The 20127-nt window shown below is 43.9% G+C and carries 20 protein-coding genes; 8 read left to right on the top strand and 12 right to left on the bottom strand.

From position 1 onward, the window contains the following. Positions 1-73: 73 nt before the first annotated feature. Positions 74-424 carry a con-10 family general stress protein gene (locus tag DQQ10_RS14585; RefSeq protein ID WP_221409736.1) on the top strand — a complete coding sequence of 117 codons (351 nt, stop codon included), beginning with the start codon at positions 74-76 and terminating at the stop codon, positions 422-424. Positions 425-497: 73 nt separating this feature from the next. Continuing rightward, a complete protein-coding gene (locus DQQ10_RS14590; RefSeq protein ID WP_112747626.1) occupies positions 498-1445 on the top strand; it encodes a YihY/virulence factor BrkB family protein in 948 nt (315 codons plus the stop codon). Between the two features lie 92 nt (positions 1446-1537). Here DQQ10_RS14590 and DQQ10_RS14595 read toward each other — a convergent pair whose 3' ends face one another. The 4 genes from DQQ10_RS14595 to DQQ10_RS14610 form a co-directional block, all read right to left on the bottom strand. Next, positions 1538-2005 (bottom strand): hypothetical protein, encoded by a 468-nt coding sequence (locus tag DQQ10_RS14595; RefSeq protein ID WP_112747627.1) that lies wholly within the window; start codon positions 2003-2005, stop codon positions 1538-1540. Positions 2006-2128: 123 nt separating this feature from the next. Beyond that, positions 2129-2800: a peptidylprolyl isomerase gene (locus tag DQQ10_RS14600; RefSeq protein ID WP_112747789.1), complete on the bottom strand. Its 672-nt coding sequence runs from the start codon at positions 2798-2800 to the stop codon at positions 2129-2131. Positions 2801-2901: 101 nt separating this feature from the next. Then, positions 2902-3618 carry a DUF4114 domain-containing protein gene (locus DQQ10_RS14605; RefSeq protein ID WP_112747628.1) on the bottom strand — a complete coding sequence of 239 codons (717 nt, stop codon included), beginning with the start codon at positions 3616-3618 and terminating at the stop codon, positions 2902-2904. Positions 3619-3754: 136 nt separating this feature from the next. After that, positions 3755-4030 carry a hypothetical protein gene (locus tag DQQ10_RS14610; protein ID WP_112747629.1) on the bottom strand — a complete coding sequence of 92 codons (276 nt, stop codon included), beginning with the start codon at positions 4028-4030 and terminating at the stop codon, positions 3755-3757. A gap of 386 nt (positions 4031-4416) precedes the next feature. Here DQQ10_RS14610 and DQQ10_RS14615 point away from each other — a divergent pair, with 386 nt between their 5' ends. Further along, a complete protein-coding gene (locus DQQ10_RS14615) occupies positions 4417-5319 on the top strand; it encodes an EamA family transporter (RefSeq protein ID WP_112747630.1) in 903 nt (300 codons plus the stop codon). Positions 5320-5331: 12 nt separating this feature from the next. Here DQQ10_RS14615 and DQQ10_RS14620 read toward each other — a convergent pair whose 3' ends face one another. Then, entirely contained in the window at positions 5332-5718 is a 387-nt protein-coding gene (locus DQQ10_RS14620) for a hypothetical protein (protein WP_112747631.1), read from the bottom strand. Between the two features lie 81 nt (positions 5719-5799). Here DQQ10_RS14620 and DQQ10_RS14625 point away from each other — a divergent pair, with 81 nt between their 5' ends. Next, positions 5800-6048 (top strand): hypothetical protein, encoded by a 249-nt coding sequence (locus DQQ10_RS14625; protein WP_112747632.1) that lies wholly within the window; start codon positions 5800-5802, stop codon positions 6046-6048. 1 nt (position 6049) lies between these two features. Here DQQ10_RS14625 and DQQ10_RS14630 read toward each other — a convergent pair whose 3' ends face one another. Beyond that, on the bottom strand, positions 6050-7990 hold the full coding sequence (locus tag DQQ10_RS14630; protein ID WP_112747633.1) for a beta-N-acetylhexosaminidase: 1941 nt from the start codon (positions 7988-7990) through the stop codon (positions 6050-6052). Between the two features lie 289 nt (positions 7991-8279). Then, on the bottom strand, positions 8280-8495 hold the full coding sequence (locus DQQ10_RS14635) for a hypothetical protein (RefSeq protein ID WP_112747634.1): 216 nt from the start codon (positions 8493-8495) through the stop codon (positions 8280-8282). Between the two features lie 83 nt (positions 8496-8578). Here DQQ10_RS14635 and DQQ10_RS14640 point away from each other — a divergent pair, with 83 nt between their 5' ends. After that, positions 8579-8992: a response regulator gene (locus DQQ10_RS14640; protein ID WP_112747635.1), complete on the top strand. Its 414-nt coding sequence runs from the start codon at positions 8579-8581 to the stop codon at positions 8990-8992. Between the two features lie 10 nt (positions 8993-9002). Here the strand turns inward: DQQ10_RS14640 and DQQ10_RS14645 are convergent, their stop codons facing one another. Continuing rightward, the gene (locus DQQ10_RS14645) at positions 9003-11630 is read right to left on the bottom strand and encodes an ABC transporter permease (RefSeq protein WP_221409737.1); all 2628 of its coding nucleotides are present in this window, start codon (positions 11628-11630) and stop codon (positions 9003-9005) included. Then, positions 11627-11962, bottom strand: coding sequence for a PadR family transcriptional regulator (locus tag DQQ10_RS14650; protein ID WP_112747636.1), 336 nt, complete (start codon positions 11960-11962; stop codon positions 11627-11629). The genes DQQ10_RS14645 and DQQ10_RS14650 overlap by 4 nt, the downstream gene beginning before the upstream one ends. Positions 11963-12361: 399 nt before the next feature. On the opposite strand from DQQ10_RS14650, the gene DQQ10_RS14655 reads away from it, so the two are divergent. After that, positions 12362-13681 carry a homoserine dehydrogenase gene (locus tag DQQ10_RS14655; protein ID WP_165823939.1) on the top strand — a complete coding sequence of 440 codons (1320 nt, stop codon included), beginning with the start codon at positions 12362-12364 and terminating at the stop codon, positions 13679-13681. A gap of 49 nt (positions 13682-13730) precedes the next feature. After that, positions 13731-14360, top strand: coding sequence for an NAD(P)H:quinone oxidoreductase (wrbA, locus tag DQQ10_RS14660; RefSeq protein WP_112747638.1), 630 nt, complete (start codon positions 13731-13733; stop codon positions 14358-14360). Positions 14361-14365: 5 nt separating this feature from the next. On the opposite strand, the gene DQQ10_RS14665 is transcribed toward wrbA, so the two are convergent. The 3 genes from DQQ10_RS14665 to DQQ10_RS14675 all read right to left on the bottom strand — a co-directional run bounded on the left by DQQ10_RS14665 (position 14366) and on the right by DQQ10_RS14675 (position 17089). After that, positions 14366-15313 carry an aldo/keto reductase gene (locus DQQ10_RS14665; protein WP_317047945.1) on the bottom strand — a complete coding sequence of 316 codons (948 nt, stop codon included), beginning with the start codon at positions 15311-15313 and terminating at the stop codon, positions 14366-14368. Then, entirely contained in the window at positions 15262-16623 is a 1362-nt protein-coding gene (locus DQQ10_RS14670) for an amidohydrolase family protein (protein WP_112747640.1), read from the bottom strand. The genes DQQ10_RS14665 and DQQ10_RS14670 overlap by 52 nt, the downstream gene beginning before the upstream one ends. A 70-nt stretch (positions 16624-16693) precedes the next feature. After that, positions 16694-17089, bottom strand: a complete 396-nt coding sequence (locus DQQ10_RS14675; RefSeq protein ID WP_112747641.1) for an acyl-CoA thioesterase — start codon at positions 17087-17089, stop codon at positions 16694-16696. Between the two features lie 160 nt (positions 17090-17249). Between DQQ10_RS14675 and DQQ10_RS14680 the strand changes: the two genes are divergently transcribed. Further along, complete coding sequence (locus tag DQQ10_RS14680; protein WP_112747642.1) at positions 17250-19685, top strand: ABC transporter permease; 2436 nt, start codon at positions 17250-17252, stop codon at positions 19683-19685. Positions 19686-20127 lie beyond the last annotated feature (442 nt).

The following is a 20127-nucleotide window of genomic DNA, read 5'->3' on the forward strand; positions in this document are numbered from 1 at the left end:
GCGGCATAGTTTTTTAGCCACACCGACAAAACCGAGATTAACTAAATTTTCGATCAACCTAAACGTTAATTGTATGGCAAGAAAAGACCAAAACCCTAGTAAAGAAACATCAAACCGTGGTTTTGCCTCCATGGATCCTGAACAACAAAGAATGATCGCTCGCAAAGGTGGTGAAGCGGTTAGTCATGATCGGCAGCATATGGCAGCCATCGGGAGAAAAGGAGGAGAGGCCGTTAGCAACAATCGTGAGCACATGGCTGCAATCGGAAGAAAAGGAGGACAAGTTGTAAGCGAAAATCGCGAACACATGGCCATGATCGGTAGAAAAGGCGGCGAAAACAGCGGACATAGCCGAAGCTTAAAGAGCCAGGCTAAAAACAATAACGCCAATAATACCAGCAACAATAATGGTTCATCATTGTAGTGGCATGTATTGTTGACATTCGTCATTAAAAGAAGCTGTCCTCCATGGGCGGCTTTTTTTATAGTGTCATGGTATGGCAAAACTGTGGAATAAAATCAAATCCTTCTCAAGACATTTCAAAAGAGCTTTCACCATTTGGAATGATCATGAGCCTTTCAACAACAGCATCATTATCTCTTACTACACGATTTTTTCGCTACCAGGATTACTGGTAATCATCATCAACCTCGCAGGCTACTTCTTTGGATACGAAGCGGTAACCGATCAAATTGCAACACAAATTCAAGGACTTGTCGGCGGCGACACAGCGGAAGATGTTCAAGAAATTGTTGCCAATGCAAGCGCGAGTAAAGAATCGACGATCGCATCCGTTATTGGCATTGGAACATTACTCTTTGGAGCAACAGGTGTTTTTTATCAACTCCAGCAAATACTCAATAAGATTTGGAACGTAAAACCTAAACCGAAACAAAAATTATTGAGACTCATTCGCGATCGCTTCTTTTCATTCGGGCTTATACTCGCAATCGGCTTTTTGCTTTTGGTGTCTCTTGTGATCTCGGCAGGACTTACTGCGCTCAGTGATTGGGTAGCCGTCCATATTTCCGAAGCACTTTTAATTGTTTTTAGAGGAGCAGACCTACTGGTATCCGCTGGTGTTATTACCCTACTATTCGCCGCGATTTACAAATTTCTTCCCGACGCGACGATTCGCTGGCGAGAGGTTTGGCCTGGAGCGCTAGTAACTGCCGTGCTGTTCGTGATCGCAAAATTTGCACTCGGTCTCTACTTCGGAAAGAGCGACCCCGCGTCAACGTATGGTGCTGCAGGCTCTGTCATTCTCATTATGTTATGGGTATCTTATTCCGGACTCATTTTATTATACGGGGCCGCATTTACCTACGCGTATGCAACACGAAATGGTCGCGAGATAAAACCAACGCCAGGCGCAGAAAAAATCTCAGACACAGACAACGGCGCATCAAAGAAGCAAGAAACTCAGCAAAGAAATTTAGATTAGATCAACGCGATTTTACTCCCATGCGCTGCCTCCAATATGGAAGCAGTGTCATGGGGTATAGAGAGAGGGTATAAAAGTCTAAGGTGCTTGGTCTACCGTTCCGCAATTGCATCGTGGCGCATTGAGTCGCCAGACAACAGCGTTGTAAAACTGTTGTATACATTCAAGAACTCGTGCTCAAGCGTATCTTCAAAGGAATGAATTACTTTCTTATGATTATATAGATAGGTAAGCTTCTCAGCGTTGAATAACGCAGCCCAACCTGTAACAACAAAATCCTTTTTACTAAGTAAGTTCTGATAGATTTCGTCGACACAGATTTGATAAGGCCCTAAATCATTTCGACGAAGAGAAGGTAATGTCAAGAGTCGGGAGAGTATGAGCTCTACTTGTTCTTCGTTCAGATCAGGCTTGAGCATTTTTATTTTCTCCTGGGAACAAAGTACCACAAACGACAGGTCTATCTGACTCTTTACAAACTCTGCTACCGCTTCTCGTGTGTTGCCGCTGATGGGAAACATTCGCTCCGTGTCTGTATCGATAAAAATAGTCGAGATCATACCTTACCAATTTCACACAAAGGTTCGTATTTGCGCTACGTAAACCTAGTGATCGACCGGATCAGGATGTTATTAAACGATGAAAATGAAAAATGCACCGGACTTTTCAGGTAACACGATGTACTATTCCTTCGATACACTTATCTCAAAAGGAATTTTCTGCACGGGTTTATCTTCGTTGTAAATTTTCTGAGAAGCAATTTTATCAACAACTTCTAGGCCTTCCACTACTTCACCGAATACAGTATACCGCGTATCGAGTGACATGTATCCTCCATCTTTTAGGTAGGCCGCACGTTGTTCGGGCATTAATGTTAAGCCATTGTTACGCGCTTCTCCATCAATATCCCAATCGGCATACCGTTGCCCATGCACAATAAAAAACTCGGCTGCAGACGATTGAAATTTGGGGTTATTTTCATCTGTGCGCGCCATCGACAGCGCACCTTTCTTATGGAAATATTTGCTGTTGAATTCAGCAGGAATACGGTAGTTCAATTTGTTTGTCAAATCTCCGCCTTGGATCATGAACTCAGATACAATACGATAGAAGTCGGCATTTTCATAATGACCTTCCTTAATCAACTTTACAAAGTTAGCGCGATGCAACGGCGTATCTTCGTATAGTCTCAGTTTGATTGTACCAAAACTCGTTTTGATCGTAACACGATTCTCTGGATTTTCACTTCCGAATTTTGTAAGAACAGTCTGAAGAGATTCTTGTGTTACAGGAACTGCCTTTTCCTTACAGCCTAACAATACAAAAAGTGCAATGATGAGGTAAAACTTTTTCATGCACCAAATATAAGCATTGCCCGCTTTCATTGGAACAGCGTTGTATTACTGTTGGCTATGAAACGCGCGAAATTACGCATAGCCAACAGTGTGAAGACAAATTACAGCTGCGGTAAATCCTGTAATTGGAATGAGGTGGTTTCCAACTCGTCCTTATTGTCGGCAACGGTAAAGATCATATCGTTGAAATCGAAGTCGGCATTATCATCGAGTGGTTGATCTTCAAATGCCAACACATAATCGCCACAATCTTTTTGTTTGAAGAAGATATGTTGTTGATGACTTCCAGCATTCAAATTATAGTTGGTGTATACAATTGGCTTGTCGTAGTTAATGGCTCCGTGATCCCAACCTTGAAAGACAAGAAAGAAACCGATTACTGTGCCTGCAGGAAAAGTTCCTTCGCCAATTTGCAACATATCACCCTGATTCAAAATACGATCGGATACATTGGGGAAGATGATCGTCTTCTCGATTTGATCTGCGTTCTGAATCGCTGTGTTTTTATTGTATGTATAATATCCAAATGAATTTGAATATCCTGCGCCTTCTGATATGAAGGTGATGTACACTTCACTTTCTTTCGTGAGCACAATTTGCTTAAGCACCGTGTCGCTAAAGAGAGCTTCGTGTTTTCCCTGATTGTTTTTGTATTCGGGGAACATGTCGATGATACTTCGATAAAGTGTCTGACATGGCTTGGTTGCAATGATGTCGTCGGGTCTTTCTTTTATTTCATCGTCTTCAGGGACGCATCCCATGATTAACATGAACGCAAGAACGATCCATGGGCTACTGTTGAATCTGAACTTTTTCATATGTGGTTTTCTCAAGATGTGAAGTCTTGAAAAAAATCAGTGCCAGGCGGGCCAGCCTTTTACTGATGTTCAAATCGCTGGCAATAGCGCGACGCCATTCATATTTTAAGCGAGTTGTGGGGAAGATTTCGGGAAGCTATTCCTCGACTTGTTCCTGCTCGCCCATGCAAGTTTCGCATGCCATCATCGCATCGGCCAACGCTTTTTTATCCGCTGTGTCCATATCGTACCCGGCTGATTGGTAATCGTTAAACGACTTATACCATTGCGTCATCTTACGATCAAAACACGCTTCCGATACTTTTTTAGCTTCACCAAATGCACCCGCAGTTTGGGATGAAGACGAAGAATCTGTACAACTTACTGACACAATCAAGGTCAGCATCACAACGGCACACAGCAATTTTTTCATAACATTTCTAGGGGTTAGTGATACAAAGGTGTTCGTTATTAATGACCTATTCCTGACGTTCTTTTTGCATTACGCACGCTTTTTAGAAATACGTGTTTCGTGCTTTTTGGCTTTCAAATTATTGCATACTGCCGGTTTACAAGTACAAATACTTAGGGCCCACGTAGCGCTGGGTGTTCCTTTCCGCTGAAAATCTTACACCGACTCGTGATTTGCAGACCGAATTTTATAGGCTAAAGAACGCCTCGAAGTTCACCTTATACTGTATAGCCACGAGCAGAGCAAATAAATACGCGATGATGAAAAAACGAAGTCCGCACCGGCAATCGTGATGATACGCGAGAATTTTCAACAGCAATACTATTCTGTATCTTTCGCCCTTTCATATGAACCACCAACGGCGCTACGGCGCGGCTATTTCAGCTTTTGTTATCTGGGGATTTTTCTCAATACCACTGCGAGCTTTGCGTGAGCACCAAGCGGGAGAGATCCTATACTTTAGAATCTTGTTTTCTATGGTCGTGCTGCTCGCAGCGATTCTTATTTTCAGGCGAAAGTCATACGCTAAAAATGTAACGCTTTACCAGTCGCTCACACCGAAACTTCGGCGGCAAACAATCTTTCTAACACTCTCTGGTGGCGCACTGTTAACAATAAATTGGCTCACGTTCATTTATATTGTCAACAATATAAATATTAAAACCGCCTCATTTTCATATCTCATTTGCCCTGTCATCACAGCCGTTCTTGGGTATATATTACTTCAGGAACGCATGCAGAAGCATCAGTGGGTAGCGGTTGGCTTGTGTACGATAAGCTGTATGGTGATGGCATTCAGTTCAACAGCAGAACTTGGTTATAGTGTGTTGACCGCCTTCACGTATGCGCTATACCTGATCTCACAACGAAAGAACCAAGGCTTCGATCGCATCATTGTACTGGGCATTCAAGTGTTGTTCGCATTGATTGTCCTGTCGTTCTTTTATCCTTATCTCGTCGGTGAAATGCCACAAGAATTATTCTTCTATGGAGTGATTCTCATCATCGCCATCCTGTTTACAGTAATACCGCTATTCTTAAACCTTTATGCACTCAATAAGATTAATGCTGCGACAATCGGTATATTAATGTATCTGAATCCGATCATCAACTTTACGGTTGCATTTGTAGTATTTAAGGAGCAGGCAACGCAGCTTCAATGGATCGGCTACGGGCTCATTGTAGTGGCCTTGGTTATTTTTAATTACAAAACTTTCGTACGCAACACGTCATTTGAAAAGAACGCTTGACGAACGAAATCCCTATTCGCCATGGATGCTTTTCTCTTCCTTTTCGGCGATGATACGTTCTTTCTTGGTGTCGACTTTTATATACGCATATAAACTCATATATGTATTGGCGATCCACACGAGGGCGAATCCTGCAAGAATATAACCTCGCCAATCGAATAGAAGCAATTGAAACTTAGTGATCGCGAGAATAACTATCGTAACGTAATGGCTGAAGCAATATTCGCAGGTGAATAGATAGTAGAATTTGCGTGCGGGCATTGTCTTGCACGTCTTTGATTGCTTAATGCAAAATTCCCTCGGTTCACGAAAAACTTCTTCATGCGTTACTGTCCAAGCAATACATGCAATAGGCAAGCCCAACAATAAAAGCCAAACAATTTGGGTAGTTAGATCCATGGCAGGGGATCGAAAAAACGAATGCCAGCCGCCAGTGAATCGGTCGTTGTTACCGAAAGGTCGATATGATTATCTTTGTAGATGCCTTGCAGTACCGGAAAAAAAATCTACGCGACAGAACAGATGGCCGAAGATGGTCTCATCGAAACGTGGGTCCGGTTCAAAGTCGGCGCAGGTAGCGGTCCTATCGCCGTTTATAAATGCGACGACTGCGGATATTATCACCTCACGTCGAGAGGCCCCATGAACAGCAAGCTATCTGAGCAGATAAAAAACGGGAAGATTCAAAAACAGACAGATATCAGTTTGTGGGAAGACAAATTTAAATGACCTACTTCTTCTGAACTCGTTTCGCTATTTCCTCCTTCTTCAAAGTGATCAAATGCCCGAGTGGCTTCCCGTCCCGATAGCTAATCACACGGAAATAGTCGACATCGGGAGGCAGTACAATAGTTTTTTCGTAGCGTGGATGATATTGATTCGGAACGCTGTTATCGATGGTGTAATGAAGGTCTAAACCTTCCACCTCTGTTGACAGTGCGATTTCAATTCCACTGTCGCCCTTAGTGATCTTAATGAGCGGATCGTATAAACTTGTAGCATAGTTCACCTTGGCTTCGTCGAACCTTGCAAAATGCTCTTCCACGCGTTCAACAAAATTTCCCCAGTTCTTTTTAGATTTCTGTGACCACATCGATTCTGCAATCGCGAACGCTCTCGGATAAACCATGTACTCAACTTGCGCCGGTGTCGGAACTTGCTCGGTCCACAAATTACCTTGCCCACCCAGCACGTAGGTGGAATCGATTTCTTTTGGAAGAATATCGAACGCATAAACGTCCTGTAATCGAGCGCTACTATAAACCGGTGGTTCAATCGACGCGTCGCCCTGCATCATGTCGAGATAGTAAATAGGGGCGGGGCTCATGACCACTGAGTGCTTTTGATGTGCGGCTTCAACTCCACCCTTCGTACCACGCCAGCTCATCACGGCGGCGCCGGGAGCAAGTCCCCCTTCCAGGATTTCGTCCCAGCCAATCATCTTCTTCTTTTTAGCTGCTAAAATCTTAGAGACTCGTTTTGCAAAATAGCTCTGCAGCTCATGACTGTTGGTAATATTTTTCTTCTTCATGAAAGCTTGAACACCAGCATCTCGCTCCCAATATCCTTTGTAACATTCGTCGCCTCCCATGTGGATGTATTCGAATGGAAACAACCCTGCGATTTCACTGAATACTTTATCCAGAAACTGATAAACTTTCTCATCGGTAGGATCGAGAGAGTTGTCGACAAACATTTCAAATTTTCCGTCCCCATACCACTCAGAGAAATCACTCCCCGGGCTTACGCGAATAGACGTATCGTTGGTAACGCTTAGTGATGGATAAGAGGCAATGGCCGCCATGCTGTGCCCAGGCACATCGATCTCTGGAAGTATTTCAATATATCGCTGACGTGCATACTGTACAATCTCCTTGATATCTTCATGCGTATAAAAGCCACCGTCAGAAGCTACTTCACCAGGTTTCGGTGGCGCATTGTCTCCAAAAGTTCCTGTTCGCGGAACACGCCATGCACCAACACGCGTAAGTTCTGGAAGACTTTTTATTTCTACTCTCCACCCTTGATCATCCGTAAGATGCCAGTGAAAGCGATTAAATTTATAACGCGCCATCCGATCGATAAAAGATTTTACATACGCTTTGGAAAAGTAGTGTCTACTCACGTCGAGCATCATGCCACGCCATGCGAACCTCGGATAATCCGTGATCGAAACAACGGGAACATGCCATGCTTTTGAAACAACCTTGGTGCTTTCGATCTCTTTCGGAAGTAACTGTAAAAGTGTTTGTACGCCGTAAAAAAGCCCAGCTCCACTGTTAGCCGTTACCGTAATTTTCTTCTCTGTCACGTGCAGTGTATATCCTTCGCGTCCAAGCTTCGTGTCAGCTTTTGGATTGATCACAAACTGGATCGATGACTCTCCGGATGTAACGATCTTTAGATGGAATCCCGTTGCTACTTTGATTTTATCTGCCAGATAGGCGGCGATGGTAGACGATTCCGCATGCTTCACTTGAACACCGATGATGGTTGTCGACCCTAATTGAAAACTTCCTTGCTGATACGCCACGGACACCGGCGCTGGTATAATCGCGTTAGGGAAAGCATGTTGAGCCGCGGTGTTCACAGGAGCCTGACTCGCACAGATCAGCAGTAGTGTGACGCAGCGAAAAATTGTAAACGTCCATTTACTTAAAGGAACCATCATGACTTATAAATTAAAGTGTAACGTTCACTAAGATAAACGACAGACCGATACAATGTCGCATTTTCTGATGCGGGCGGACAAATATGCATTTAACATTGTAGTGTGTCAGTGTGTATTTACACAGTTACGACGCGTCCAATGGCTAGGTCTCTGTTTGCGTAAATACACTCCGCCTTCCTTTACGGACTTCAAATCGTCAGGTAGAACGTCGATTCATCTTATAAAGAAACCGAAACAAGGCATTTGCATGTCAATAGAAATTGAAAAAGGTCAACGCCGTTTGCTTCCGTCACTTGCTTGCACTCTTCGTTGTCGTCAGTGTATCCATGCCATCCCCTCGCGGCTGGTTCATGCGTGCGAACCTTGTGTCATCTTCCTTGAGAATATTGTTTGTCGCAGAACCACCGCTCGAGTCCTTCGCGTGTAGCCCATGCGTGGTATAAGTCTTTAGCATTGGCTGAATAGGAACCCTCAACGTAAAACGATTCCAACCATTGAGCGTCATAAATGAAAACGTTATGGTTAAAATTAGTGGATGGATTGAATTAATAGTAGATTATCGATTGAATTTATCTTAAAAATCGTCACATGCATCGCGTATTAATGTTAGAATACGATCCCGACGATCGTTACATCTCGAAAGAATTTTTCGCTCAGGCTGAACGGCGCATAGCCATCGACTTTGTTACCAATAGCGATGAGTTCATTGCGTTTCTTCAGATGCAACGTCACACCGACATTCAATTGCCTTCTTTAATCATCATGAATCAAAAGGCAGCCCCCTCTGATCCTCTTACATTGCTGAAACAATTGAAGACTGATCCGTATTACAAATCAATTCCGGTTGTCATCCTCGGCGACATTTCACACGCGGGTCTTACGCGATCGTACTATGACGCCGGAGCCAGCTCCTTCATTCTAAAACCTGTGACATACGATGAGACGCGTCAAAAGATCGAAACATTTATTCGCTATTGGTTCGAGATCGTTGTTCTAAATTAAAATCATTTCGTTACTCGGATTTTAACACACTCGCAGGATTCGCACGCGCCACCCGAATCGTCTGCGATCCGATCATGATCATCGCGATGATTAATATACCAACCAATCCGCCAAACAATTCAAACATGCCGATTGGCGCCGTGTATACAAATTCACGGAGAATTACGTTGGTGAATAGGAGGTATGTTAACGGCAGCGCAATAACAGCCGAAACCAAAAGAAGCAAGATGAATCCACGGCTTAACAAATAGATAAGACTTCCTTCACTTGCGCCTAAAACTTTACGAATACTGATCTCCTTGGTTCTTGTTTCCGTTGTGAATACAACCATACCGAGCAATCCCATGGACGCAATTGTAATCGCAAGCACGGCAAGGAAGCCAATCACTTTTACCATGACTTGAAACTGATTGTACGACTCTTGAATTTTGTCGCTGTAAAATTTAGCGTCCAGCGCGTGTATTGGGTCAACCTTTTTCCAAGCTTCTTCAACTTTCTCCATGGTTGCAATCCAATCTTTAGATGAGATGGATGCATTCAAATACGATACATCTTCATTGGAATATTTAAATATAAACGGATCAATCTTGCTATCAACTTTTCCGTAATGAAAATCCTTGAGCACACCAACAATACGATAGTTTACCGTGTCGATTTGAAATCTTTCTCCAACAGCTTGATCAGGTGTCCCCATCTTCAGTCTGGATACCAGTTTCTCGTTAACGATCGCCTGGTGTTCTACTACACCCTTTTGCTGATATCGGAAATTTGTACCGGCAAGAAACTTATGACCATGAATAGGCAGGTAATGTTCATCAATTGTGTTGTAGCTGATATCGACAGAATCGCCTTGATATTTTATCATGTTGCCATAGTAGCTTCCAGTACTTGTTACCATGATCGAACGCGATATTCTCGATACTTCCGGAATTTCCTGCATCGCTTTGCTCACCACATCGGGATTGTTTCCCTGAAGGCGGATATTCAAAATGTTGTCCGTCTTATAGCCGAGATCGAATGCAATGAAATATTTGTATTGCTCATAGCCAATCATGGTTGTTGCAATGAAAGCAAGGGAGAGCGTATACTGTGCTACGATTAAAAGTCTCCGCACGGCAACATTCTTGAAGACCTTGATAGACGAGACATCTTTCAGTACCTGTACAGCCTTAATCTTTGCAAAGAACAGCGCTGGAAGTATCCCAGCCACAAGACCAACAATGACGGCCAGTAATATGAAATAACCGACCACAGAAGGCGTGAGATCTAGCGTGACCAAGTTCGACAACTCAGACGACAACGACAGGAACGCCGGACGGAGAATTAGGAAAATTCCAAATGACAGAACCAATGCTAAGAATGAAATGATCACCGCTTCAGCAATAAACTGCGCGAGTACGTGCGACCTTAACGCGCCGATCACTTTGCGAATCCCTACTTCCCGTGATCTACGCATGGAGCGCGCAATGGAAAGGTTCGTATAGTTAAAACAAGCTGAAAGGATCACAACAACGGCAAGGGCGCTCACTATCCACATCACAGACGAAAGCATCGTCGGCCCTAGTTGATTGCTCAAATCTTTTCCAAGAGCGATGTCAAAGAAAGGTTGCAGCGTAAAGGTGATGCTGACATCCGGCATTTTTTCGTTCTCTGTTTTCGCGAGATTATCTAAATAGGATTGCAAATCTTCTGTCGAACTCTTTTCAGGTAAAACGATGTATGCGTAATTGGACCACACATTTTGCCACTCGAGAAAATATTCTTCGTTTTTCTTTAAGATATCGAGCGTTGCAAACGAGGCAAGTGCGCCAAACCGGATATGTGAAAACTTTGGGGGATCCTCCATTAACCCTGTCACCAGATACTCAGAAAAACCTTTTTCACTATCGTCCTTCATGCGTATAGTCTTTCCCATTGGATCATCATCGCCGAAGACTCGATTCGCTTCTTTTTCGGTAAGAACGATTGAAAATGGAGCCTTTAATGCCGTACGCGGATTACCTTTTAAAAGCTTGAAAGAAAATACATTGAAGAAGGAGTCATCAGACCAAATTCCTTCTATAGGCACGACTTTATCGTTTACTTCGGCATCGCCGCCAAAGCCTGAACGCATTAACACAAGGTCTTCAATTCCAGCATATTCTTCTTTTATCCGGCGTGGTGCAACAACGGATGTGGATGCGAGTTCAATACTTTTCCCGTGATGTTTATTGACGTGCGTATCGATAAGTCGATAAATACGGTCTCCTTTTGTGTGGATACGGTCATACGAGTTTAAGTCAGCGAGAAAGGCAATGAGCAGTAATCCAACAGACATACTTATCGCCAATCCGAAAATATTGATCGTCGAAAACATTTTATTGCGAACGATGCTTCTACCCGATGTTTTGATATAGCTTCCAATCATAACCCAATGGATTAAAAGATTAATAAATTCTGGTTTGCGTACAGTATAAGAGCGAAAGAACTTGAACACGTCAATCACATAAATCAATTTTGCACGACGTACACCCTTGGCCTTCACATGGCGGTCAAAGTACTCATGTAGGTCGCCCTCTAGATCCTCGAGTAATTCTGGTCTGCAGTACCACGCCAGAAATCGCGTGGCCCATCGTGGCGGTCGCGGCGTGTAGCTCATACGTTGAGTTTTAGGGCAAGGTCTGGGATAATACTCCACAACTGATCACGTACTTCCTTCGCCTTCAGTAGCGACGCCTTGCCGGCACTGGTGATAGAATAATAACGCTTACGCTTTCCACCGCGCACGTTCGTCGCTTCGCCGAGTTTACTTTTCACCAGCCCCTTTTCTTCCAGTCGGTTTAACACGGCATGTACCACACCAAGTTTGACATCCCGGTCTGTGCGCTTCTCAAGCTCATCACAAATAGCAACACTATAGGCGTCGTTCATCAATGCCGCAATGGTAAGTAAAACCAGCTCTTCGAATTCGCCAAGGTTCGTTCCTTTCATATCGATGATTAATTACGTAAATGTATGTATTATGGTTATGAACGCAAGCCTTGTACATCAAAGTGACTCCGTAATTCCAATCTTATCCACTGAAATACAAAGACTTACACAGGTTTAAATTTTTACAAGCGGAGCCTCTTACCTCAGCACACGTTGTTACAAAGGCAGGCGTTTTGCCGCACCGATAATGGGAGCGTGTCGGATGGAATCATACGGAACGGATCATCGCGACAAAGCCGCGAGTAGGAATGTGATCCACCAATTCACACGTATCACCAGGCATTTTAACATGATAAATTTGCAACAACTCATGTGAAAATTGCACCGTTGATTGGCACCTTATTTTACGGTTGTTATTCACGCTAATCCCCGCTAAACACTTTTTATCATATGATGCCTTTGAAGAAAAGACTTTTGTCATTAAAAGAAGATATACGAGTTGCAGTAATTGGATGTGGACGAAAAGGAAAAGGAATTATATATCAAGTTTTCGCGACACCGGGCATGCGCCCCGTTGTTATTGTGGACCATCATATTGAGAAAGCAGTTGCGTGTGCAAAATGGCTTAACAGAGATTACGAAATCGTCCGTTCCCTGGAAGGACTTGATCGCGCGATCGAGCGAGGACGATTAGCCGTCACCGACAATGCCCAACTTGTTGTCTCTTCAGAATTAATCAACGTGATGGTTGAGTGCACGGATTCCATTGCCGAGGGTGGGGCACATGCATTGAAAGCGCTCCAGCATCATCAGCATGTTGTGATGATGAATGCGAAGGCGGATCTCATGTACGGTCCGTTGTTACTTCAAGTAGGGAATGAACAAGGTGTAGTATATTCAACGTGCGATGGTACCCCTGCGGCGGCGCTCCAAAATCTGATTGACGAAATAGACCTGTGGGGGCTCGATATCGTATTGGCAGGCGCCTTCATTCCGAATTTTGACAACGTACTTCCTACGTTAAAAATTGTTCGTGAGACAGATCGATCGCAGCATGGTCATCACATTAATACCGATGATATAGATACCGACATCAAGATACAAATGGCAATCCTGGCCAATTCAATTTCAGGGAAAGCTGCAACGCAGCCTACACGTGTCGCTCATACGCAAAAAGATGTCATTACTGCTTACGACCTTCATCTTGTAACACAAGACATAGTTCCGATGGTAGATTGTATTCCCTCGGGAGAATCGTTAAATGGTATTGCGGTCGTAGCACACACAGATTTAAAATTCCAGCAGGAACTTCTTCGGCAGCAAGGTCTAGGTGAAGGACCGTTCTATGTTTTCCACAGGCCATATGTTGCTGGGCACATCGAATCTACAGCTTGTATGATGGAAGCTTATTTCAATGGTACAGCGCGACTACACCCACGCCATGGCATGAAGATGAATGTGTTCTCATACGCAAAGAAGGACCTTAAACGCGGGGACATATTGGATGGCATGAATGGAGAGAAGACTATTGGTCGTCTGGAGCGCATTGAAGATCATCAGCACTATGCAGGTTTGCCGATTTGTATTTCTGAAGGACTGAAACTACGTGCAGATGTAGCTAAAAATAAACCGATCACGCTTGATGATGTATCCTATGACGCGGATCAGCTCGCCTTCAGTTTATATTTTCGAGCGTTACAAGCAAATACACAGAAGGTCATTCCCAATAAGCGTGCGCGCGTTGTCGAAGAAAACTTGCCGTACATTATCTCGATGTAAATAATGCACAGTCGTGGCATCCGTTTTTCTCTCTTACGCAAAAAAGACTATGCATAAAATAAAAGTTGCTGTAATCTATTACAGCTCAACAGGAACGAACTATCAATTAGCGCAGTGGGCCAGTGAGGGAGCAACGAAGCAAGGTGCGGATGTGAGGATTTTGAAAGTGAAGGAGTTAGCCCCTGCGGAAGCAATTAACAGTAATCAATCATGGAAGAATCATCTCGAAGCCACCGCGAAAATTCCGGAGGTAACGCTTGATGATTTAGAGTGGGCTGATGTTTACATCTTCAGCATGCCCACACGCTACGGAAATCTACCTGCGCAAATGAAACAGTTTCTCGATACAACGGGCGGGCTATGGCAAAGTGGTAAACTTGCGAACAAAGTAGTTACGGCAATGTCGAGCGCTGTCAATCCACACGGAGGGCAGGAAGAAACAATCCTCGCGCTTTACACCACCATGTATCATTGGGGATGCGTTGTTGTGGCCCCGGGCTACACCGACCCAGTGCTCTATGCTGCTGGTGGAAATCCCTACGGCACCTCGGTGGCGGTTGACCTCTCCGGTAAAATGCAAACTGATGTTAGCGACGCGGTCCGCTACCAAGCAAAACGCGCAGTAACTTTTGCGCAATGGATACAAAAAGGAAGTTCAGGAAATGAAAAAGAAAACTAGCCACATTAGCGGTGGTCTTGGTAAGTATTCGCGGTGATTGTTCGCGTGAGCCCAACAAGTTCTTCGTCTGTCAAAGCAGAGAACGCCAATGCTTGAAGACTTTCATCGAGCTGTTGCAATGTCCTGATACCAACCACTGTGCTCGTAACTGCAGGCGAACGTAAGCTGAAGTTCAAAGCAACTGCGGTGGGACTACGTTGCGTTGCGTATCGCTTAACGGCATCTTTCATCTGTTGCACTTCAGCGGACGTGTAGGTTAAATATGGCTTAGCAGGTTTGTCGATCAGCAAGCCACTGGCTAAATTCCCCCGTGTCAGCACGCCAATACGATGTTCTCTCAATAGATTCAGTATTGTCTCTTCCGGACGCCGATCTAATAAACTATACTGCATCATCACGCTAACCATGTTCGATCGTGCAATCCATTCGCGAATAACATTCGGCCTAATGGAAGAAATTCCGTAATGCCGGATTTTCCCTTCCTTCTTTAGTATTTCAAAAGCATCAATCGTTTCATCGATCGGATCGTCGATTGTTCCTCCGTGCAATTGATACAAATCAATATAGTCTGTCTGTAATCGCCTTAGACTTTCTTCCACTGCTTGAAAAATGTATCGTTTCGTTGGATTCCAATCCCAACCACTTCCATCGCTACGCCATTGGTTTCCCACCTTAGTGGCAAGGAGAATTTGCTTTCGCACGGATTTAAATGCTTTACCAACAATCTCTTCATTGAGGCCGTGCTGATAAAGATCTGCAGTGTCGAAATAGTTTATTCCTGCGTTTCTGGCGCGATGGAGAATATTGTCTGCGTCATCATTTTCCAATGACATACAGCCAAAACTAAGTTTACTAATTAAAAGATCTGACTTCCCTAAGGTTACATATTCCATAAACGATGTTAGTGAGAAAGTGCCTCTAATCCCTTGTCGATGTATTCCCTCGACAACCATTGGCCATTCAAGAAGACACCCGCAATATTTCGTGTTTGGCTTATATCGGTCAACGGGTTTCCATTGATTAGAATCAAATCAGCAATTGTACCGGGTGCAATAAATCCACTCTTATCAAGGCGCAAATATTTTCCAGCGTTAATAGTACCGGTTTTTAATGCTTGATAAGGTGTTAATCCAGCTTGCGTTAGATAGAGTAATTCGTTGTGCGTAGAAAAACCGGGCACATTAAACACCTGTGGGGCATCACTGCCGAGGAGCAATTTAACATCATAATCAACGCATGCGCGAATTAGCTTTCGACGAAGCTTCACCCATCGATATACTTTTGCGGCTTCATAAGACGGATTTGATTGGATGTTCTTTTTGCTCTCGATCCATTGATTGATTACTTCCGGAGACATGTATCGACTGTCGGGATCTGCTCGAATACTTTCCGCTTCATAAGTAGGAGAGAACCAACGTTCTGCAAGTGACTGCGTAGGCACAACCCATATATTTTTCTCGCGCAATGCATTCATTAACTTGGGAATCTGCGTTGAGTCGGCCTGATCGCCAACATACATACCAAAGCTTCCGGTTTGTTGATCAACCATGTCCTTGATGTTTGGAACGAGTCCTTCCACAAATCCGTCGAGGTGATCTATCGAGGAATATTGAGCGTCTATGGCGCGCCAGATCCCGACACCAAAAGACACATGTCCTACGAACGGAATTTTTTCTTGTTTTGCAGTCGAAGCTATGGCGTCAAATTTATCACGTGTTAAGCCTGGATGTAGCTTAAGAAAATCATAACCTGCTAGTTTCTGCTTTCGTACCATTTCCGCTCCCGCCTCCGGCGATGTGACACTCATGCCATTGAAAGAGGGACCAGTCGTGAAAAAGCGCGGACCAATAATGTCGCCCTTTTGAAGTTTGTCGCGAAGCTCGAGATGCCGCGGGTGTCCTAACATACCACGAATGGTTGTGATGCCGTTGGCCGCGAAAAGAAATAGAACATCTTTCATCGGATCAATATTATCGACAGGCGGAACGTGTGCGTGAAGTTCCGCGAGTCCGGGCATCAAAAATTTCCCCTTCCCATTGATAACAAGCGCGTGCTTACCGTATTTAAGCTTAGGACCAATGGCCGTGACCTTGCCATCCTTGATGATGACCATTTGGTTCTCGATAATCTTCTCCGTGTCCATCGGTACTACGTTAACGTTGGTGATCACAATTTCACGCTTCCGTGAGTCAACGAGCTCTTGCGCAAAAGCAACGGAAACCAGGGTTATGAAAATCAAAGAGATTAAGATGTGTTTTATCATAAATCTTCACGTTAGTATCATATGATTTAATATTTCAATGCCACACAGCAGTGTCCACTCGCCGTAACGATCAGATGCTAATCATATCGATGACCTCTTGCGTTATTCTTGTTGGTCGCATTGTCTTGGCATCCAACATACACCAAGTCGTTTTCGATTCAGTGAGTACTTTGCCCGATTTAGCAGAAGTCAGCTTAACATATCGATCAAAGCGTGCACCGTTATATTCCCCAACCCACGTATGGCCGATTATTTCCTCGTTTAAAAACGCCGGATTTCGGTAGTCTACCTCGTGTCTCAATACCACCCACAGATATTTTTCGCGCAACACCTCATCGGCCCGGCTCACCCAATGTGCGGCTGACACCTCTTGAATGTATCGAACATATACAACATTGTTTACATGACCAAGATCGTCGACATCACTAGGTGTTACAATCACGAGATGCTCAAAAGGTTTATTCATATGAAAATAGGATCGGCGACTTCCGAACGCCAGGTTGCAAGTTCTATAACATCCTCCCCAATATTACGGTAATTACAAGGTCTTCCATACCGCTCAACACAATTTCTGTAATCACAATGAGTTTCTTTCAACAAATTAGTAAGACCAATCATCCCTCCATATGTTCTCTAACTTCTTTCGCACTGCGTATCGAAACATTCTCAAGAACAAGGCTTACGCGTTGATCAATTTCATCGGCCTTAGTGCGGGAATATCGCTTGCGTTACTCATCATCACTTATGTGCGTTCTGAAATGAATTATGATGCCTCACATAAAAACATCGATGTACTGTATAGACTAAAGTACAAGGCACCTAATGATCTGGAGCTGGCAACAACACCACCGCCGATTGCCCCCAAGCTCCAAGCGTATTTCTCCGATGTTGAAAATGCGGGACGAATGTTTGGAAGAAACGTTAGTGTCTCAAGACCGAACGCCAACGAAGTTTTTGAAGAGAGTGATGTGTTCTTCGCGGATTCAGCAATCGCAAAAATGTTCACCCTGGAAGTTGTTCAAGGTCAGAACAACAACCTGCTCGTTCATAAGAATGAAATTCTAATCAACGAGGAAATGGCGAAGAAATACTTCGGCACGGATGATCCAATTGGCCAAACGCTCATATTTTCTGGTAAAGCTAATTTTGTAGTGAAAGCTGTCGTGAAGAACTTCGCAGACGATTCACACATCCGGTTCAATATGCTTGTTCCGTATGAAAGTATGTTTGACCTAGAAGACGACCAAGCTAGAGAGGCAATGCGTGTTAACCTCGATATGAATTTCGTTATTAGCCACTCCTATACTTATGTGCAATTAAAAGATGGCGCAGATCCCAAGACGATAGACGCTGGAATGCCTGCTTTCTTAAAAAAGTATGCAAAGCCTGAAGTACTCGTCGGGCAAATATTCACATTGATGCCCGTGAAAGATATCCACTTGCACAGTGAGTTGTTAGCGGAACCCCGCGCGACAAACTCGATGACAAACATCTTTATCTTTATCGGTGTCGGTTTCTTAACCTTACTTATCGCCAGCATCAATTACATAAATCTTAGTACTGCACAATCGTTGAGTCGTATTAAAGAAATCGGCATCAGAAAAGTATTAGGATCGATGAAGTATCAACTGATCATTCAATTTTTATCTGAAAGCTTTCTCTTCTGCTTCGTCGCGATGCTGTTATCATATATCGTTTTCTTTTGCACAATGCCGCTAATGAATACACTAACCTCTAAAAATCTTGTTTTCATGGCGGTGGTAGATACGCCCTTGGTTCTGGCGTCGTTACTTCTATTGCTTTTCATCACCATCGTAGCAGGTGGATACCCGGCCTATTTTATTACTCAGTTCGAATCAATAGGTGCGCTCAAGGGCGGCAGTACGCTAGGCAGTGGGAGTCAATGGCTCAGAAAATCTCTTGTCGTGGTGCAACTCACCATCGCTTGTGTTTTATTATGCGGTGCCATATTGATCATGCGACAAATGCGTTTCATCAGCAATCAACCACTAGGTTTCTCCAAAGCGCACGTGGTTAACATTCCGTTGTTCAGTGATAACCTCAATGGTATTTTTCGACAAGAAGACTCTACTTTTTTTTCACGACTTCAAAGTTATCGCGACATAATTGAAACACAGCCCAATGTAAACCACACAACATTATCATCCAATGCACCTGGAATTGGTGTGGTTTTTCAGGGTGTTATCCCCGAAGGATTTACAAAAGAGGATAACCTTTTCATTGCCGACATCGCTGTAGACTACGATTTTATTAACGCATACAACATGTCACTGGTGGCAGGCAGAAATTTTAATCGCAGTTTCGGCACGGACCACAACGAAGCTTTTATCGTAAACGAGACGGCGGTAAAAGATTTTAAGTGGGGGATACCACAACAAGCGATTGGAAAGACAATCAACCGCGAAGGGAAAATAGGAAAAGTCATCGGTGTTGTGCGCGATTTCCATTTCACTTCGCTAACAACACCCATCACCAGTCTCGTTATGGAAGTGAATCCAGCGCAATTCAATACGCTGTCGATCAGCTTCAATAACAGCGATGTGAGCGAAACTATAAAGAGGTTAGAGGCCACTTGGAACGAACTATTTCCCGAGAAATCATTTGAGTTTAGATTTCTCGATCAACAACTCAATGACCAGTATCAAAACTTTTCAAATTTTAGTAAGATCATTCAAACGTTCACCGGTATCGCCATTTTAATTTCATGCCTTGGCGTGTACGGATTGGTATTGTATGTTGTACAGCGGAAAGTAAAAGAGATCGGCGTGCGAAAGGTATTGGGCGCAAGCGTGAACAGCATTCTAACAATGATCTGTAAAGATTTCGCAATCTTGATTGCCCTTGGATTTGTGTTAGCCATTCCCGCTTCGTGGTATTTGCTAAATAAGTGGCTACAGAATTTTATATACCATGTCGATCTGGGTGTGTCGACCTATTTAATAAGTTTCGCGATCGTGCTCGTCATCGTACTCGCTACAATCAGTTATCAAGCAATCAAGGCGTCGTTGGCGAATCCAGTAAAAGCTTTGCGCACCGAATGACCTTTCATTTTTGCAGATAGTCCGTGCATCAACAAACCTAAAACTAATGAAACACAAACTTCAGACCATCCCTCGGATTGAAGTCGGAGTTTGTGCACTCATATTGCACGGACTTTAGTCCGAAGCTTGCGTGTTAGCTGTTTTGCGCTGTTAGCATGTTTCCCCGGACTTTAGTCCGGGGTGGCACGCGCGCGTAGCCGGTAGCCACGGCGCAATAAACCGCTATAATAGTTTCACCACGCTACCTAATATCTTGTTAAAAGCTTGTGTGGATGAAGGCTGGACGCTGCGTGGACGCACACTGGACAGAGTGTGAAAATGTGAGCAGATTTAGTCGAATGATGGGATGTTGCAACGCACGTGTCAGTCGTTGTCACTGCAGTGGTGCAACTTGTCTTTGCCCATTCGGTTAAGACAGTATAATAATAATTAATTACAACGT

Origin of the sequence: Pseudochryseolinea flava (genome assembly GCF_003286915.1) — a bacterium.
Taxonomy (GTDB): domain Bacteria; phylum Bacteroidota; class Bacteroidia; order Cytophagales; family Cyclobacteriaceae; genus Ohtaekwangia; species Ohtaekwangia flava.

What these genes read in the sequence shown, in the direction of transcription:
- DQQ10_RS14585 (WP_221409736.1), top strand. Translation starts at nt 74, where the DNA reads ATGGCAAGAAAAGACCAAAACCCTAGTAAAGAAACATCAAACCGTGGT.
- DQQ10_RS14590 (WP_112747626.1), top strand. Translation starts at nt 498, where the DNA reads ATGGCAAAACTGTGGAATAAAATCAAATCCTTCTCAAGACATTTCAAA.
- DQQ10_RS14595 (WP_112747627.1), bottom strand. Translation starts at nt 2,005, where the DNA reads ATGATCTCGACTATTTTTATCGATACAGACACGGAGCGAATGTTTCCC.
- DQQ10_RS14600 (WP_112747789.1), bottom strand. Translation starts at nt 2,800, where the DNA reads ATGAAAAAGTTTTACCTCATCATTGCACTTTTTGTATTGTTAGGCTGT.
- DQQ10_RS14605 (WP_112747628.1), bottom strand. Translation starts at nt 3,618, where the DNA reads ATGAAAAAGTTCAGATTCAACAGTAGCCCATGGATCGTTCTTGCGTTC.
- DQQ10_RS14610 (WP_112747629.1), bottom strand. Translation starts at nt 4,030, where the DNA reads ATGAAAAAATTGCTGTGTGCCGTTGTGATGCTGACCTTGATTGTGTCA.
- DQQ10_RS14615 (WP_112747630.1), top strand. Translation starts at nt 4,417, where the DNA reads ATGAACCACCAACGGCGCTACGGCGCGGCTATTTCAGCTTTTGTTATC.
- DQQ10_RS14620 (WP_112747631.1), bottom strand. Translation starts at nt 5,718, where the DNA reads ATGGATCTAACTACCCAAATTGTTTGGCTTTTATTGTTGGGCTTGCCT.
- DQQ10_RS14625 (WP_112747632.1), top strand. Translation starts at nt 5,800, where the DNA reads ATGCCTTGCAGTACCGGAAAAAAAATCTACGCGACAGAACAGATGGCC.
- DQQ10_RS14630 (WP_112747633.1), bottom strand. Translation starts at nt 7,990, where the DNA reads ATGATGGTTCCTTTAAGTAAATGGACGTTTACAATTTTTCGCTGCGTC.
- DQQ10_RS14635 (WP_112747634.1), bottom strand. Translation starts at nt 8,495, where the DNA reads ATGACGCTCAATGGTTGGAATCGTTTTACGTTGAGGGTTCCTATTCAG.
- DQQ10_RS14640 (WP_112747635.1), top strand. Translation starts at nt 8,579, where the DNA reads ATGCATCGCGTATTAATGTTAGAATACGATCCCGACGATCGTTACATC.
- DQQ10_RS14645 (WP_221409737.1), bottom strand. Translation starts at nt 11,630, where the DNA reads ATGAGCTACACGCCGCGACCGCCACGATGGGCCACGCGATTTCTGGCG.
- DQQ10_RS14650 (WP_112747636.1), bottom strand. Translation starts at nt 11,962, where the DNA reads ATGAAAGGAACGAACCTTGGCGAATTCGAAGAGCTGGTTTTACTTACC.
- wrbA (WP_112747638.1), top strand. Translation starts at nt 13,731, where the DNA reads ATGCATAAAATAAAAGTTGCTGTAATCTATTACAGCTCAACAGGAACG.
- DQQ10_RS14665 (WP_317047945.1), bottom strand. Translation starts at nt 15,313, where the DNA reads ATGGTTGTCGAGGGAATACATCGACAAGGGATTAGAGGCACTTTCTCA.
- DQQ10_RS14670 (WP_112747640.1), bottom strand. Translation starts at nt 16,623, where the DNA reads ATGATAAAACACATCTTAATCTCTTTGATTTTCATAACCCTGGTTTCC.
- DQQ10_RS14675 (WP_112747641.1), bottom strand. Translation starts at nt 17,089, where the DNA reads ATGAATAAACCTTTTGAGCATCTCGTGATTGTAACACCTAGTGATGTC.
- DQQ10_RS14680 (WP_112747642.1), top strand. Translation starts at nt 17,250, where the DNA reads ATGTTCTCTAACTTCTTTCGCACTGCGTATCGAAACATTCTCAAGAAC.